18 protein-coding genes are annotated in these 16,204 nt (G+C 63.0%); 8 read left to right on the plus strand and 10 right to left on the minus strand.

Annotated features, from left to right (window positions below):
- From DXT59_RS16000 to flhD, 6 genes are all read right to left on the minus strand, one after another.
- Positions 1-848, minus strand: an 848-nt coding sequence (locus DXT59_RS16000) for an Hpt domain-containing protein (protein WP_205417441.1), incomplete at its 3' end; no start/stop codon positions are given.
- A gap of 159 nt (positions 849-1,007) precedes the next feature.
- Entirely contained in the window at positions 1,008-1,373 is a 366-nt protein-coding gene (locus DXT59_RS16005; RefSeq protein ID WP_116137873.1) for a response regulator, read from the minus strand.
- Between the two features lie 70 nt (positions 1,374-1,443).
- The gene (motB, locus tag DXT59_RS16010) at positions 1,444-2,478 is read right to left on the minus strand and encodes a flagellar motor protein MotB (protein ID WP_116137874.1); all 1,035 of its coding nucleotides are present in this window, start codon (positions 2,476-2,478) and stop codon (positions 1,444-1,446) included.
- A gap of 28 nt (positions 2,479-2,506) precedes the next feature.
- A complete protein-coding gene (gene motA / locus DXT59_RS16015; protein WP_116137875.1) occupies positions 2,507-3,367 on the minus strand; it encodes a flagellar motor stator protein MotA in 861 nt (286 codons plus the stop codon).
- A gap of 205 nt (positions 3,368-3,572) precedes the next feature.
- Positions 3,573-4,154, minus strand: a complete 582-nt coding sequence (gene flhC, locus DXT59_RS16020; RefSeq protein WP_116137876.1) for a flagellar transcriptional regulator FlhC — start codon at positions 4,152-4,154, stop codon at positions 3,573-3,575.
- A gap of 80 nt (positions 4,155-4,234) precedes the next feature.
- Positions 4,235-4,555 (minus strand): flagellar transcriptional regulator FlhD, encoded by a 321-nt coding sequence (flhD, locus tag DXT59_RS16025; protein WP_240324539.1) that lies wholly within the window; start codon positions 4,553-4,555, stop codon positions 4,235-4,237.
- 589 nt (positions 4,556-5,144) lie between these two features.
- Between flhD and DXT59_RS16030 the strand changes: the two genes are divergently transcribed.
- Positions 5,145-6,212, plus strand: coding sequence for a glycosyltransferase family 4 protein (locus DXT59_RS16030; RefSeq protein ID WP_116137877.1), 1,068 nt, complete (start codon positions 5,145-5,147; stop codon positions 6,210-6,212).
- Positions 6,213-6,422: 210 nt separating this feature from the next.
- On the opposite strand, the gene DXT59_RS16035 is transcribed toward DXT59_RS16030, so the two are convergent.
- Positions 6,423-6,722 carry an H-NS histone family protein gene (locus DXT59_RS16035; protein ID WP_116137878.1) on the minus strand — a complete coding sequence of 100 codons (300 nt, stop codon included), beginning with the start codon at positions 6,720-6,722 and terminating at the stop codon, positions 6,423-6,425.
- 464 nt (positions 6,723-7,186) lie between these two features.
- Between DXT59_RS16035 and DXT59_RS16040 the strand changes: the two genes are divergently transcribed.
- Positions 7,187-7,924, plus strand: coding sequence for a histidine phosphatase family protein (locus DXT59_RS16040; protein ID WP_240324540.1), 738 nt, complete (start codon positions 7,187-7,189; stop codon positions 7,922-7,924).
- A gap of 21 nt (positions 7,925-7,945) precedes the next feature.
- On the opposite strand, the gene DXT59_RS16045 is transcribed toward DXT59_RS16040, so the two are convergent.
- Both DXT59_RS16045 and DXT59_RS16050 read right to left on the minus strand, forming a co-directional pair.
- Entirely contained in the window at positions 7,946-8,770 is an 825-nt protein-coding gene (locus DXT59_RS16045; RefSeq protein ID WP_116137879.1) for a Cof-type HAD-IIB family hydrolase, read from the minus strand.
- Positions 8,771-8,822: 52 nt separating this feature from the next.
- Positions 8,823-9,722, minus strand: a complete 900-nt coding sequence (locus DXT59_RS16050) for a glucosamine kinase nucleotide-binding domain-containing protein (protein WP_116137880.1) — start codon at positions 9,720-9,722, stop codon at positions 8,823-8,825.
- A 160-nt stretch (positions 9,723-9,882) separates the two neighbouring features.
- Between DXT59_RS16050 and DXT59_RS16055 the strand changes: the two genes are divergently transcribed.
- Entirely contained in the window at positions 9,883-10,491 is a 609-nt protein-coding gene (locus DXT59_RS16055) for a DNA-3-methyladenine glycosylase I (protein WP_116137957.1), read from the plus strand.
- A gap of 171 nt (positions 10,492-10,662) precedes the next feature.
- A complete protein-coding gene (locus DXT59_RS16060; RefSeq protein ID WP_116137881.1) occupies positions 10,663-11,091 on the plus strand; it encodes a hypothetical protein in 429 nt (142 codons plus the stop codon).
- 186 nt (positions 11,092-11,277) lie between these two features.
- Here the strand turns inward: DXT59_RS16060 and rpsU are convergent, their stop codons facing one another.
- Positions 11,278-11,490 (minus strand): 30S ribosomal protein S21, encoded by a 213-nt coding sequence (gene rpsU / locus DXT59_RS16065; protein ID WP_102644112.1) that lies wholly within the window; start codon positions 11,488-11,490, stop codon positions 11,278-11,280.
- A gap of 741 nt (positions 11,491-12,231) precedes the next feature.
- Here rpsU and DXT59_RS16070 point away from each other — a divergent pair.
- The 4 genes from DXT59_RS16070 (at position 12,232) to DXT59_RS16085 (ending at position 16,138) form a co-directional block, all read left to right on the plus strand.
- A complete protein-coding gene (locus DXT59_RS16070; protein ID WP_116137882.1) occupies positions 12,232-13,050 on the plus strand; it encodes a flagellin domain-containing protein in 819 nt (272 codons plus the stop codon).
- A 208-nt stretch (positions 13,051-13,258) separates the two neighbouring features.
- Complete coding sequence (gene fliD, locus DXT59_RS16075) at positions 13,259-14,671, plus strand: flagellar filament capping protein FliD (protein ID WP_116137883.1); 1,413 nt, start codon at positions 13,259-13,261, stop codon at positions 14,669-14,671.
- 30 nt (positions 14,672-14,701) lie between these two features.
- Positions 14,702-15,001 carry a flagellar protein FliT gene (fliT, locus tag DXT59_RS16080; RefSeq protein ID WP_116137884.1) on the plus strand — a complete coding sequence of 100 codons (300 nt, stop codon included), beginning with the start codon at positions 14,702-14,704 and terminating at the stop codon, positions 14,999-15,001.
- A 279-nt stretch (positions 15,002-15,280) separates the two neighbouring features.
- The gene (locus tag DXT59_RS16085; protein WP_162878104.1) at positions 15,281-16,138 is read left to right on the plus strand and encodes a hypothetical protein; all 858 of its coding nucleotides are present in this window, start codon (positions 15,281-15,283) and stop codon (positions 16,136-16,138) included.
- The last annotated feature ends 66 nt before the right edge of the window (positions 16,139-16,204 follow it).

Here is a 16,204-nt window from a genome sequence, read left to right on the forward strand (position 1 = left end):
CTTGCCGGTGCGGCGCTCGCCGCGGCAGCGGGCGCGCTTGCCGCCGCTGCCGCAGGCTCTTCGCCGGCGCCGGGCGCCGTGCCGCGGCCGAGCAGGATCTGACTTTCGTCGATCACGAAGCAGCACACGGCGGTAATGTCGTCGGACGGCACGTCGGTCTCGAGGTAGACGATCAAGTCGCCGCCGCTCTTCACCTGTCCGACGATGTGACCCAGGTTCCCCAATTCTTCGATCAGGAGCGCCTGGTCCTTCTCCCCCACCCCCCGTAGCGTAACTTTCAGGTGAGGCCCTTCATTGTTCGATTCGCCCGCCGGTGCGCCGGACGAGCCGTGAGCCGCTTCGACAGCCTGCTCGACGACGTGCTCGGGCGTGCCGCCCGTTTGCTCGGCCGCAGCCGCCGCCGGTGCGCTCGGCGCAGCCTGGGCGGGTGCCGGCTCGGCGGCGGGCGCGGCGCCGTTGCCCTCGTCGCGCAGCCGCTCTAGCTTCGCGCAAATCGCGCCGGCAGCCGCGGCATCGGGCTCCGCGCTCGCGCGGTAGGCGGCGAGTTGGTCGGCCAATACGTCCTTGGTTTCAAGGAACGTGTCGATCATGTCCTTGCGCAGCGTCAGTTCGTTGTTGCGCGCGCGGTCGAGCAGCGATTCGAGGATGTGCGTCGTCTCGGTCAAAGCCGTGAAGCCGAACGTCGCCGCGCCGCCCTTGATCGAATGGGCCGCGCGGAAGATGGCCGCCAGGTCCTCCGGATCGGGCGTGCCGACGTCCAAGTTCAGCAGCAACTGCTCCATTTGCGCGAGCAGTTCGTCCGCCTCGTCAAAGAACGTCTGATAAAACTGGGTAATGTCGAGTGTCATGCTTCAATCACCGCTAAGAGTCGTGCTTCGCAGGTAGCGCGTTGTCTATTCCCGTGTGCATGCGCGCGCCTTGCGCCGCCAATGCCCTATCCGTTTCTCGGCAACGCCGCTTGCGCGCGTCGCCGTCATTGCCTTGTTGCCGCCTCGCGCAGGCGCGGCTTACGCATTGAGCGCGTCGACGAGTTCCGTCAACGTATCGGGATCGAGCGGCTTCTCGATCCAGCCCGTCGCACCCGCCGCGCGCGCCGCGTCCTTGAACGCCACGCCGTCTTCGGTCGTCAACACGAAAATCGGCGTTGCCGCATAGGCGGGCTCCGAGCGCAGCGCAGCGATCACGTCGAGCCCGCTGCGCTTGGGCATGTACTGATCCGTCAGCACGAGATCGAAGGTGCGCGCCAGCGCACTGGCGAGGCCCTCCTCGCCGTCGGCCGCCACCGTCACTTCGTAGCCGGCCGTGCGCAGCGTCGCCGCCAGGATTTCCCGCATCGCGGCCGAATCGTCGATCGCCAAAATGTTTCTGATCATGAATGCCTCACACCGCACTCGCGTTCGCCGCGCACTCGCCGCGTTTGCCGGCTCCCGTGCGCGCGCTCGTTCATTTCCCTGCCGCCGCGGCCGCCGCTTTCGCCGCACCCGGTACCCACGATGCGCTCGCCACCGTCGCCGCACCCGGTGCGAGCTTGCCGACGAGCGGCGCGGCGCTCGCCGCGTTGTCCGAGAGCGTCGTCGTGGTCGAGTCATCATGCATCATTGCGTCCTCGGACTTTTTGTTGAGAACGATGATACTTATGCGTCTATTCTCCGGATCGAGCGGATCGGCCTTGTTCAAGTTCTGCGTCGAGGCGAGTCCGAGCACGCGCATCACCTTGGCGTCGTCCATGCCGCCGGCGATCAATTCGCGCCGCGAGGCGTTCGCGCGGTCGGCCGACAGTTCCCAGTTGCTGTAACCCTTGCCGCCGCCCGCGTAGGGCACGGCGTCGGTATGGCCCTGGACGACGATCCGGTTCGGCACGTCGTTCAGCGTCTCGCCAATCGCGCGCAAGATGTCGCGCATGTAAGGCTCGACCGCGTCGCTGGCGGTCGCGAACATCGGCCGCTTTTGCGAATCGACGATCTCGATGCGCAGCCCCTGCAGCGTCGAATCGATCCGGATTTGCTGTTTGAACTGGCGCAGCGTCGGGTTCGCCTCGATGGCGGCCATCAGCTTGACCTGCAGATCGTGCAGCCGCACCTGCTCGCGGCGCTCGAGTGCGCCCTCGAGCTGATTCATCGCCTCGTCGTCGGCCTTGGCCGCCTTGTGCGCCGCCTGCGCCGAGGTGCCGTCGGAGCGGCGCGTCACGCCGTCCATTTCCGTGGAAATGTCGCGGCCGCCGCCTTGGATGATGCTCGACTCCTGCGCGCTGCGTTGGCCGCTGCCGAGCAGCGCCGCCTTCAGCGGCTGATTGAAGTATTCGGCGATGCCCTTCAATTGCACCGGCGTTACGGCGCTGAGCAGCCACATCAGCAGGAAGAAAGCCATCATCGCGGTCATGAAGTCCGCATAGGCGAGCTTCCACGCACCGCCGTGGTGCCCCTTCTTCGAGGGCGCCACGCGCTTGACGACGATTGCCCGGTCCTTGCCTTTAGTCATGGCGCGCTGTCCTCGTTGGCCTTACCGCTTACTTCGCCTTGACGCGGCGCACGTGCTCTTCGAGCTCGGCGAACGAAGGCCGCTCGGGCGAGAACAGCACCTTACGGCCGAATTCCACGGCGATCGCCGGCGCATAGCCGTTCAGGCTCGCGAGAATCGTGACCTTGATGCACTGGAACATCTTCGTCGACTCGGCCACGCGCTGCTCCGCGAGGCTCGCGAGCGGGCCGATGAGGCCGTACGAGAGCAAGATGCCGAGGAACGTGCCGACGAGCGCCTGGGCGATCATCGCGCCGAGCACGGCGGGCGGCTTATCGGCCGACGCCATCGTGTGGACCACGCCCATCACGGCGGCGACGATCCCGAACGCCGGCATCGCGTCGCCCACGCGCATCAGCGCGTGCGCCGGGCCTTCGCCTTCGGCGTGGTGCGTCTCGATCTCCTCGTCCATGAGGCTTTCGATCTCGAAAGCGTTCATGTTGCCGCCGACCATCAAGCGCAAGTAGTCGGTCAGGAATTCGACGATGTGGTGATCGGCGAGGATCTTGGGGTATTGCGTGAAAATCGGGCTCTTCTCGGGGTCGTCGATGTCGGCCTCGAGCGTCAACGTCCCTTCCTTGCGCGCCTTTGCAAGCAAAACGTAAAGCAGCGCCATGAGCTCCATGTATACATCCTTCGTATACTTCGAGCCCTTGAACAGGGTCGGCAGCAGTTTGATGGTCGCCTTGATCGTCTTCATGCCGTTGCCGAGGATGAACGCCCCGACGCCGGCACCGGCGATCATGAGCCCCTCTTCGGGCTGCACTAGCGCGCCTAGATGGCCGCCCGCGAGCGCATAGCCGCCGAAGACGGACAATACGGTTACGAGTGTTCCAACGAAAATCAGCACTGCCGGGTCCTCACAAGAGCGACGGTCAGACCGTCGTTAAACTGGTTTACGGCAGGGAAGCCGAAAACTTTGGGGGGAAAAAGGGATCGGTGACGCCGTGTAAACCACGACGCCAGAGCGAGACGTGGCCGGCCATGATCGCCGCGGCGCCGGGCTGGGGCCGCGGCGCCGGCCGGCAACTAGGCGGCGTTTTCTGCCAGCGCGGCTAGGCGGCCAACTCTGAGACGCCGGCTCCGCCGCTCGTACAGCCTTGCTCGGCCTTGGCGGCGGCCGATTTTTTGGTCTTGCCGGCGCGCGAGGGCGGCTGGCAAAGGCCGCAGACGAAGCCGTGCTGCGGATCGTGCGCGTGGGCGACGTAATGCCCGCGACACCGCGTGCACGACGTGAGTTGCAGCATGCCCGATTCGAAGAAACGCACTAACGTCCAAGCGCGCGTGAGGCTCAGAAGCGCCTCGTCGCCGTTCAGGGCCGTATGTTCGAGGTACAGCCGGTAGCTCTTGACGATCGACTGGATGGTTTCGCAGCCGCCGTGTTCGGCCATGAACCGGTAAATATTATAAAAAAGCGACGAATGGATATTCGGCTGCCAGGTCATGAACCAATCCGTCGAGAACGGCAGCATGCCCTTGGGCGGCGACACCCCTTTCAATTCCTTGTACAGCTTGATAAGCCGGTCGCGCGACAAGCTCGTTTCCGCTTCGAGCAATTGCAGTCGCGCGCCCAATTCGATCAACTCGATCGCCAGGGTGATTTCCTTGACTTCGAGCACGACGCTCTTGGTTGCCATATCGGCCGTTTGCCCCGCTTACTGAATGGCTGATCGGTGACCTTGCTCGTGCCCGAGCCGGCTCGCTTGCATTCGAGCCGTCAATTGACCGATTCGACCGGCTGGCTCGCCATCAAAATGGCGCTGTGCGAGCCCGCGAGCGATGCGGCCTTGCCCTTGTCGGCGAGCGCCGACAGCACGGCATGGTCGTCGAAACGGAAGCGGCACAGCAACTGGTTGGACGCGGCGAGCTTCACCGTTTGCGCAAACGAGAGGCTGGCAAGCACGTCGGCCAACTGATTGTTGATACCCATGCGGAACATGCCCATCGCCTTGTCTTCGCGCAACAGACGCTGCGCGAGCAACAGATAAGAGAGATTGACTTCTTTGATCTCGCTGAGCATTTCGCTTGTGGCGCTCATGATTCCCCCGGTCAATCGATAGTGTCGACTCAAGCCCGCGCGATCGCGGCTAGGCGAGAGTTCCAATACAAAGCTCAGTGGTTCGGAAACGTTTGCTCGGCCGCGCGCTCAACCGATGCGCGATGCCGCCGTTCTCTGGTCTCGGGCCAATTGTGTCGAATTGTAAAAGGGGTGGAAATAGGAAGAGAACCGGCGATCGATGCCGGAAATGTCTTGAAAGCGTGTAGGAATTTTTCTGACATCGAGCGCCGGCGCGGCTCTCGGGGGTCCCGGCTCCGCATGCCGGGGAGCGGGCACGAGAAACGCTCATCGTCGCGGCGTTGCGTCGATGCATGCGGTGGCAATTATAGAAACCCGCGTCATCACGCCGCAACAAATGCCGACCCACCCAAAATTGGAGTGCGTCTTTTTACCGGAGTGCACGAAAACGCGCGGCACGTCGTGTTTCGGCCTGTAACAGGGATTAAGGGTTTGAAAACCCGCTCAGACGAGCGAGCCCCGGTCCCGATAATGGCAAGACAGCCTGCAGATGTCGGGCGGCCACGCGCCGCACCGTCGTAACCACGCCCGCTCAAAAGGAGATGGACCCATGCGAATCGCTCAGATCGCGCCGCTTTACGAAGCCGTACCGCCGAAGTTCTATGGCGGCACCGAACGCGTCGTGTCGTATTTGACCGACGCGCTCGTCGAGCTCGGACACGACGTCACGCTCTTCGCGAGCGGCGATTCGATCACGTCCGCCAACCTGCGCGCGGCCTGGCCTCGGGCGCTACGGCTCGATCCGACGATCCGCGATCCGCTCGCGCCGCATATGCTGCTACTCGAAGAGGTGCGGCGCGCCGCGGCGGAGTTCGACGTGCTTCATTTCCATCTGGACTATCTGCCGTTCTCGCTCTTCTCCGATGTGGGCACGCCCACGCTGACGACGCTGCACGGCCGGCTCGACCTGCCCGAGCTGCAACCCGTGTTCGACACGTTCTCCGAGGCGAACGTCGTCTCGATCTCGCAGTCGCAACGCACGCCGTTGCCGCAGGCGTGCTGGCGCGGCACGGTCTACCACGGCCTGCCCAAGCACTTGCTGACGCCGCAGCCGCACTGCGAGCCCGAGTATTTGGCGTTCTTGGGACGAATCTGTCCGGAAAAGCGTGTCGACACCGCGATCAAGATCGCCGCCATGAGCGGGATGCCGCTCAAGATCGCGGCCAAGATCGATAAGGTCGATCGCGACTACTTCAAGCAAGAGATCGAGCCCCTGCTGTCCGAGGCGCATGTGGAATTCGTCGGCGAGATCGACGAAGCGCGCAAGCCCGAGTTTTTATCGCGAGCCAAAGCGCTACTGTTCCCCATCGACTGGTGCGAACCGTTCGGTCTGGTCATGATCGAGGCGATGGCCTGCGGCACGCCCGTGATCGCCTTCAATCGAGGTTCGGTGCCCGAGGTGATCGATCATGCCGTGACGGGGTACATCGTCGAGGACGTGCACGGTGCCGTGGCGGCGCTGCAGCGCCTGGACGAACTCTCGCGCGAGGAAATTCGCGCCCAGTTCGAGCGGCGCTTTACGGCTCAAACGATGGCGAGCAACTACGTGAAATGTTATGAAACGTTAATCGAACAACGCGCCGGCCGGGCTCCTTTGCGCAGCGTGGCAGCGGGATAACCCGCGTAAGGGAAAACATTGAGGCCGGCGGCAATGGGACGGCAAAGCGTTGTTATCGCCGATTAGAGACGTAAAAAAATTCGTCAAAAAACGTCTTACGCATTGCCGCGCGGGTTTCGAATCCCAAAAGACTCGATTCAATAGCGCTCCGCGGCGCCCGCGCGTCCCCGAGGCGCGGCGCCGGGCGCCGCGCCGCCAGGCCATCGACGCTTACTGAGAGATAAGAAACCGATCGCGGTTTTTGCCGACGATCCACTTCGGCGGCTTACCCCGGCCGCTCCACGTATTACCCGTTTTGGGGTCCTGGTACTTCGGCGGCAACGGCGCCTTCTTCGGCGGACGGCCGCGCCGCGCGCCTTCCGCATAGCCCAGGTCATGCGCGCTCAGACCGAACTCCGCGATTTTTTGTTTGATTTCCGCAATGACATTGGCGACTTCGGCACGGCGTGCCTCGTCCGCTTGAGCCTGCAACTTCGCGATCTGCGCCTTCAGTTCCGCGTATTGGGACATCGTGGTCTCCCTTGATTGAAAAACATGTTGCTCCGAGGTTAGTCGGAACAAACGCCACTGGCAATGCCGAATTTACCCGATATGCCGTGAAAACGTATGATATTTCTTAAAAGCACGTTCACAGTGCGTAATGCCTCATTATCGGTCGAATAGCCGAGCTTCGATCTCAGGCGATTGATGCCATTCGAGACCGGTACCGCCCGATGGGTAACGGAGCGTAACAAACCTCGAATAAGAATGCATAGCCCGGCGCATTCGCCTTTCACCGCTCGCGGTCCGTCATTTGGCATCGCGCTTCGCGACAGAGCCGCGCCGCGATAGCCGGTCGTTAGCATTCCGAAATAATGCGACGCGAACCATGCAGCAAGAAGCGGGCACGATGCACGAACATGGGCCGCTGCTAGAATCGACTTGTGATGACGGGCCCATTCCGGGCTCATCGCGGCTTAACGAAAGGATCCGTCATGATGGGCTCGACTCCTCGACGCAATTGCGAATCGAGTGCGATCCGGCCGGCGCGTCGGCCGCGCCGCTTGTGCCGCCGGGAGGCTTTTCTACTGGCTGCCGCACTCGTCTCGGGCATACCGGCCGCGCTTGCCGCGCCAAGCGAAGCCGCGCGGACGGAAACGCTGGTATTCGTTCGCCACGGCGAAAAGCCGGCCGGCGGATATGGGCAACTCGATTGCCAGGGACTGAACCGCGCTTTGGCATTGCCGGCGGTCGTCGCGGCGAAATTCGGCAAACCCGATGCGATCTACGCGCCGAATCCCTCAATGACGAAAATCGACGCCGGTCAGCAATACGACTATGTCCGTCCGTTGGCCACGATCGAGCCCACGGCGATTCAATTCGGCTTGCCTGTCGATACGACCTACGGATATGCGCAAATCGATGCGCTCGAGCGAGCGCTCGTGAAGCCCGAGCAAGCGGGCAAGCTCATCGTGACCGCTTGGGAGCATCGCGAAATCGAGGAATTGGTACAAAACATCATGACCCGGTACGGCGATACGGGGCAAAAGGTGCCGTATTGGGCCAGTGGCGATTTCGACAGCATCTATGTGGTGAAGCTCGCCTGGGATTTTCCCGAGGCGACGCCGCATGCCACTTTTTCCCATGAGCGAGAAGGCCTCGACGGGCGCTCCGCGGACTGCCCGTGCGCCGCATTGCTCGATGCGCCCTCCGCCGATGCCGCTCCGCGCTAAGCGTCGCACGGAGCGCCCCGCTTACGACGGCGTGAGTTCGTCGGCGATCGAGAACAATTTGCGCAGGTGATGCGCGACGCCGGCCTCGAAGTTATTGCCGATTCGCGGCACGCCCGGTAACCGAGCGATCAAGTTGGGATTGGCATTGTTCATCATGAACGGGTGTCCGGCCGTTTCGAGCAGATCGATGTCGTTCATGTTGTCGCCGAACGCAACGCAGTGCGCGGCATCGATCCGAAGACGCTCGAGGACGACTTGAAGCGCGCGCCCCTTCGAAACGTCCGCGGTCATGACCTCCAGACAATCGGGCAGCGAATAGGTCACATAAAGCGTATCGCCGAATTCCCGCGCCAAACGCTCTTCGATACGAGCAAGGTCATCCGCCTCGCCGATATAGAGCACTTTTGCGATATCGCTGCCGTCATGCGCGCGCGTATCGATCACTTGATAGCGAAAGCCCGAGTCTTGGTGAAAGGCCAGCAACGGGGGATGATCGCGATCGATCAACCACGCGTCGTCGGCAAATAGATTGACGATGACGCGCCCGTGCGAGCCCACGATCTCCGGCTGCACGAGCCGGCGCACGATTTCGCTGGGCAAATCGCGTGCATGGACCACCGTGTCGTCAGGAGCATGCACGCGCGCGCCATTCGATGTGACCAGATAGGAGTGGATACCCAACAGGTCCCGGATGCCGGCGACATCGCAGTAATGCCGCCCCGTCGCGATCACGAACTGAACGCCCATTTGCTCGAGCCGGCGCACGGTTGCGACCGTGAACGGGTCGAGTTGATGATTGCTGTTGAGCAGCGTTCCGTCGAGGTCGGTGGCGACAAGCTTATACATGGCGGGGGAAGGCGATGCGTGTGAACGTGACAGGGGTGCTTCGGCCGCTATTTTAAGCTGCCCCGCCCGAAAGCTGCGCGCCGCCTCGATCGATTCGCCGGGCGAGCATCAAAGCGCCGTGCGCCGAATCGGCCAGCGGCGCGCGCAGCCGGTCACGATGCGAGGGCGGCACGTACGCGGCGAGCGGGCCGGCCAAACCGCCGCATAGCGCGACCGGCAACCGGGCGAGCGGATCGAGCGCATCGACGAGCAGGGCAATGTCCCTGCCGGCTTGCACAAGCAGCGCCGCGGCCACCGGGTGATCGGGATGAGCCAGCACGACCGGAGCGAGTTCGGCGTAGGCCGTCTGATTCGCCTCGCAAAGCCAGACGACGAGGGCATCGCGATCGGCCACGCTCATGCGCGCGAGCAGCGCGTCGGAAAACGCGTCGGGCCGCGCGCGCCCATCGAGCGCTTGCTGAGCGTGAACCACCGCGCGCAGGCCAAGCCAGGCGCCGCTCGCCTCGTCGCCCGACGGAAATCCGTAGCCGCCCGCGATCGCGCAGGTACCGTCACGCTCGAGCATCGCCGCGATACTGCCTGTGCCCACGGCCACGATGACGCCGGGTTCGCCGCCGTGCGCGCCGAGCACCGTCGTATAGGCGTCGCTTCGCACGTCCAACGCGGCAAGCTTAGGCGAACGTGCGATGAATTCGGCCAGCCAATCGCGGTTGTTGACGCCCGCGAGCCCGCAACCGAGCGCGCATTGCGCCCAGTCGAGCCGCAATCCGGCCGAGGCGAACGCCTGTGCGCAAGCCGCCTCGATCGCCTCCCAGGCGCGGGGCACGCCGAGACCGAGCCCCGAGGCACCGCCCAGCGCCTGCCCAAGTTCGACGCCGCGTGCATCGGCCAACACGACGCGCGTGCCGGTGCCGCCGCCATCGATGCCCAACCAATATTGCGTAGCTTCCATGTGAGTGACCCGCGGCCTCGCGCCGCCTCGCTAACTAAATCGAACGTCCGAAGCGTATCGGCTTCTCCCCTTGCCGCCAATCACCCGAACGGCCGAGTTGCCGCTTCGAAGCAATCGGCTATGCTTGCCGGCACTTGCGATCGCCACGAGAGAGAAAGCCATGACCGAGCGCTGCAATTGGGTACGAACCGCTGCCGACGAGCATTATCACGATACCGAATGGGGTGTGCCGTCCCGCGACGATCGCCACCTGTTCGAAATGCTCGTCCTCGAAGGGGCGCAGGCCGGCTTGTCATGGTCGACCATCTTGAACAAGCGCGAAAACTACCGGCGCGCCTTCGACAATTTCGACGTCGAAGCGGTCGCGCGCTTCACGCCCGCGAAGATCGAGACGCTATTGCAGGATCCGGGCATCGTGCGCAACCGCGCGAAAATCGAAGCGGCCGTCGTCAACGCGCGCGCCGTGCTGCGCATCCGCGAGGAACATGGCTCGCTGGCCGATTTCGTTTGGTCGTTCGTGGGCGGCGAACCCGTGCAAAACGACTGGGCCCTCTATAAAGAACATGCGCCTGCCTCCACGCCCGCCTCCGATGCGCTCAGCAAGGCGCTCAAAAGCTATGGCTGTAAATTCGTCGGCTCGACGATCTGCTATGCGTTCATGCAGGCCGTAGGGATGGTCAACGATCACCAGACGAACTGCGCCTCGCGCGAGCGCTGCGCCGCCCTCGCCAAGCACCATACAGCGAGGCCGAAACGCGCGACGGTCTGACGAACGGGGGACAAGGCGCGTGAGATTCGCGCAACACTCGGGAAAAAATGCTTGATCGAGCCGGGTCGCCTAGGGAATATCGCAAAAAAGCTGCAATTTCGCCACGTGCCGCCGATATAGCGGTTACGAATCACGAAATATCTGCTGCGTCCCGGCAGCTCAACCAAGATCATGAAAAATTTGCACTTCCGCACGCACCAGGAGTTGTTCGATCACGCGGTCGACCATCTCTTTTCTCAGCGGCAAGCGGCACTGTTGCCGCGCGGCGGCGGCGCCTATCACGGGTACCGCGGCGGCTGCCCGATCGGCCAACTGATCCACCCGCGCGACTATATGAGCGCGATGGAAGGCGTGCCGGTCCGCTACATCGACAAACCGGCCACGGCGGTGCCGGCCTATATGGATGCGGGCGTGGCCGCGCTGAAGAAGGCGCTGCTCAAAGCGCGCGTCAATATCTACGATCCGACGACGGTGAGCTTGCTCAGTTGCCTGCAAAACGTGCACGACGCGTTCGGCGTCTGGGAGTGGCGTGAGCGGCTTGCGTCGATCGCTCGACAGTTCGCCCTATCGACTGCCCGGCTCGAGAAGCACGCGGCCTGAACGACGCGCGGCAGCGGCGACACCCGTACTAACGGCGCTAACGGCCTTACCGGCCGGCCTTAACGGCCGGTAGCGTCTCGGGTCGCCCCTAAGCGTCCAACGCAAACGGCGGTGCGGCTTCTTTCGAAGCCCACCGCCGCTCGTTTTTCCGCACCGTGCCGCCTCGCCGAGGCGGCACCGCGACGTTTAGTGCAGCTTCTTCGGCAGCATTTGGCTGCGCAGGCGCTTGTGCAGGCGCTTCACGGCAGCAGCCTTCTTGCGCTTACGGACAGCCGTCGGCTTTTCATAGCACTGACGCTCGCGCAGTTCGGCGATCAGGCCGTTCTTTTCGATGGCGCGACGAAAGCGGCGGATCGCCACTTCGAACGGCTCGTTTTCCTTCAGAAGAATGGTCGTCATGGATTTCCCAAAGTTACGTTCAAATGCGTAGCGCGCTTTCGCGCACGCGCCCATCCGGCGGGATATCGCCGCCATGCCGCGCATCGCTTGACGCGCGCGGCCGGACAGGCCTGAAAAGAGAGAGCGGAGAGTTCACCGCGCACGCCGGCCGGCACATTTGCCGACGCCGCGTTTGACTGCCGGAGCTGAACCTGCCATTGCCAATACCACTCGCGAAGCACCGCGAGAGCGCCGCGAGGCGGCCATACAGGACACAGAGGACATGTAGGCCAAGCCGGTGCGACGAAAGGCGGCAGATCTCAAATGAAAACGGCAGCGATCTCAATTCGACCCGCGATGATAGCAGGTAAACCGGCAACGAGCCACCCTCTCATCGATGACGCAACAAAATACCCCAACGAGGCCGCAAGCGACTCGTTCGCGCATCGGATGCCCTCGGGTGGGGTCGGCTCCGACGACTTTTAAGGCCCTTTCGCGGCCGTTCGAGGCCAAGCTCCGGACCCTCAAAAGCATTTTTTCGAGCGTCTTGGCAAACGTTTAGTTTTCTTTTAAGCCTTATCCGGCAAGGCTTTGGAGCCGATTTCGGCCTCAAAACACACGAATTCGTCGTTCGCTCCCTAAAGTTTTTTCCAACCCTCGCCGACAACCAGGACAGGCGGGCAGCGCCACTCGCGAAAGCGCGACGCCGAACCCCGAACCAGCCAAGTCCCTGGATCAGTTTTTCCCAAACGAGGAAGCAAAATGCTGAACATCAACACCAACATTCTGTCGCTGCAGACGCAAACGAACCTCGAAGGCTCGCAAGGCGCCCTGTCGCAAGCCATCAACCGCCTCTCGTCGGGCAAGCGCATCAACACCGCGGCCGACGACGCTGCAGGTCTCGCGATCGTTACGACGCAACAAGCGTCGATCAACGCGCTGAACCAAGGCGTGCAAAACGCGAACGACGGTATCTCGATGGTGCAAACGGCCGCCGGCGCGATCTCGTCGACGGTTGCCAACTTGCAACGTATCCGCCAGCTCGCAGTTGAGTCGGGCGACGGCTCGCTCGGCACGGCCGCTCAAGCGAACCTGCAAACGGAAGTGACGACGCGTCTCGGCGAAATCAACCGCGTCGAATCGCAAACGACGTTCAACGGCCAAAACGTGCTGGGCGGCCTGGGCAGCGTGAACTTCCAAGTCGGCGCAAGCGCCAACCAAACGCTGACGGCCAACTTCGGCACGACGTCGTGGACGACGACGGGTCTGGGCGTGTCGGGTGTCGACATCTCGACGACGTCGGGCGCGCAAAACGCGATCACGGCAATCGACGCAGCGCTGGCGCAAGTGAACAACTTCCAAGCAACGCTCGGTGCAACGCAAAACACGTTCTCGGCTGCGATCACGAACACGCAAACGACGTCGACGAACCTGTCGTCCGCTCAAGCGCAGTTGCAAGACGCCAACTTCGCGCAAGAAACGGCCAACCTGTCGAAGGCGCAAGTGCTGCAACAAGCCGGTATCTCGGTGCTCGCGCAAGCGAACTCGCTGCCGCAACAAGTGCTCAAGCTCCTCGGTTAATTCCCGAGCGTGAGCCACGCGCGGCGAGGTGCCGTACGATCTCGCCGCGCGGCCGGACCCACGCGAAGGCTTCACCTCGCACGGGCCCGGCAACACGATGTGAACGCAGCGGGAGGCATGCCTCCCGCTACGCATTGGTAGTTAGCCGTATCGTCGATCGACGACCTCTATTGGATTCATCTTTCCGCGGCAACAGACGGAGCCTCGCATGAGCACAGTATCTTCGAGCAGCACCAGTTCGGTCCTTCAACAAGCGGCACAGTCGATCCTGAGCGGCGTGACGAACTCGCAGCTCGACGTGAACACGCTGGTTTCGGCGCTCGTGACAGGCGCAACGGCCGCGCAAGCGCAATCGATCGCCATCGCCGCGAACAGCGACAACACCCAGTTGTCCGCGCTCGGCTCGATGCAATCGTCGCTCTCCAACTTACTGAACTCGCTGGGCGGTCTCGCCGACGGCTCCGCGTTCACGCAACTCGCCGCCACCATGAGCGGCACGGGCATCACGGCCACGACCTCGACCGGCGCGGCCGCGGGCTCGTACTCTGTCAGCGTGCAGCAGATCGCCACCGCGAACCAGATTTCCTCGAAGGCCTATGCGAGCGGCGCCACGCTCGGCACGGGCAATCTGACGATCGGCGTCGGCAGCGGCAACATGACGATCGCGCTGACCTCGTCGAACAATACGCTGGCCGGCGTCGCTTCCGCGATCAACAGCGCATCGAACAACCCCGGCGTCACCGCATCGGTAGTGACGGGCACGGACGGCCAACACCTCGTGCTGACCTCGACGCAAACCGGCGCGGCCAACACCGTGACGGTGTCCGCGGGTGCCGGCGTCGATTCGGGCATGGCTACGGCGAACTTCACGCAAGTCACCGCCGGCCAAGACGCCAAATTGACGGTCAGCGGCACCGCGGTCACGAGCGCGAGCAATAACGTGACCTCTGCTTTGTCGGGTGTGACGCTGAGCCTCACGTCGGCCGCCGTCGGCACGACGCAAAGTCTCTCGGTCGCAACGAACACGTCGGCGATCACGACGACGCTGCAAAATTTCACGACCGCGTACAACGCATGGGTTTCGACCGTGCAATCGCTGTCCGCGTACAACGCCACGACGCACGCCGCGGGCCCGCTGCTCGGCGACGCCATGCTCAATTCCGCCGTGAACGGGATTGCCTCGATCATGGCAAGCGGCATCAGCGTCGGCGGCACGACCTACAGCCTCGCGCAACTCGGCGTGAACTTGAAGGACGACGGCACGGTTTCGCTCGACTCGTCGGCGCTGCAATCGACGCTCGCCTCCTCGCCCTCGATGATCTCGAACACGTTCAACAGCACGAACGGCATCGGCGAGCAACTGAGCTCGTTCATCAGCTCGTACACCACGGCCGTGACAGGTCAGATCGCCCAGCGCAATTCGACGCTGCAATCTGATTTGACGGCACAGCAGCAAGCGCAATCGAGCTTGGCCGCTTATCAAGCGAACCTGACGTCGCAGTATCAAGCCGAGTTCACGCAGTTGAACACGATCATGTCGCAAACGCAGAACAACACGACGTATTTGAACCAGTTGTTCGGCGGCAACGGTAGCGCCGGCACGCTGAACAAGTCGTCGTAATCGAAGTACTGGAAATAGGAGTTCGCCGCCATGTCGAACGAATCTCTCTCTCGCGCCTATGAAATGACGCGCACGCTCGTCGCCGCGCTCGACGCGGGCGATTTCGCGTTTGCCGCCGATTTGGCCGAGGAACGCTCGCCGCTTTTGATGTCGCTCGAGCGCGAGCAGAGCGACGAAGCGCTGGCGATGATTCGCGAGATCATGGCGATGAACGACGCGATCGTGGATAAGGCATCCGCCGCACGGGACGCCGTGGCCGCGAGTCATTCCGACGCGCGCCAGCGCGTGTCCGCGGCACGCGAGTACCTCGCGGCCGGGCAGATGCGCTAAAGCGCCGCACGAGATAACGAAGAACAACCGCATGTAGCTCGTGCGGTGCGTCACACTCGAAGCCGCTGCGATGCGGCTTTATTTTTGTCTGCGTATTGATGCGCAGATGTGCGCGAGCCCGACCGCACCACCGCCGCACTGCCCGAACTGGGCCCGAAACGCGGTGTTGTTCGGGCCTTGCCGTTCATGCGCGCGGTGGCACACTGTCTACTCGCCGCCGAGCGGCAGCGTATCGGGGTCACCGATGCCGCGCTACGTTTAAACGATCGAGACCGATTCATGCATTTACCGTCGAGCCCTCTTGCCGGCCCCCGCCGCGTCGAAATTCGTCAGATCTTCTACTCCGAGGAAACGCGAGCGCAGCTCGACCCCGGCTTCATCCCTCTCGACAATTGCGGCCAACGGCCCGATTGGCGCGAGTACTGGCCGATGCGCACGTTCTTGCAAAAGCACACGCTGGACGAAAACACGCTCTATGGTTTCTTCTCCCCGAAGTTCGGCAAGAAAACCACGCTCGACTCGAAGGCCGTGAACGAGTTCATCGCCACGGTGCCGCGCGACGTCGACGTCATCGGCTTTTCGCCGTTCTTCGACCAGGGCGCGGTCCATTTGAACGCGTTCGAGCAGGCCGCGACCAATCATGCGAATAGCTGGCCCGTGTTCGAGCAAGCGGTCGCCTTCGTCGCGCCCGGCATCGATCCGCACAATGCCGTGATGGATTCGCGCCATACGATCTTTTGCAACTACTTCGTGGCGACGCCGCCGTTTTGGCGGCGTTGGCTAGCCGTCAACGAGGTGCTGTTCGCCGTAGCGGAAGCCGGCACGAGCGGCCTCGCGCAATTGCTCAACGGCCCCATTCCGTATGCCGGCGGCTCAGTGCCGGCCAAGGTTTTCGTCCAAGAGCGCGTCGTATCGCTGCTGTTGCTCGGCGAGCGGCATTGGCGCGTACGGCATTACGATCCGCTGCGCTTGCCGATGTCGGGCTCGATCGTGAGCGCCTATCCGGCCGATCTGCTCGTGCTCGACGCATTGAAGACGGCCGCGATCGAACACGGCAGCCACAACTACCTGAAGATGTTCCAGCAAATCCGCAACACGCTGCTCGATACGGCGCGGCGGGCGAACGGAATGGTGTAGGCTGCGACCCCGGCCAATCGCAGTCACTTGGTCGAACCGCTTTCCTGACGAGATCGTCCGCCGCGT

The sequence above is a fragment of the Trinickia diaoshuihuensis genome (genome assembly GCF_003390925.1).
In the GTDB taxonomy this organism is placed as follows: Bacteria; Pseudomonadota; Gammaproteobacteria; order Burkholderiales; family Burkholderiaceae; genus Trinickia; species Trinickia diaoshuihuensis.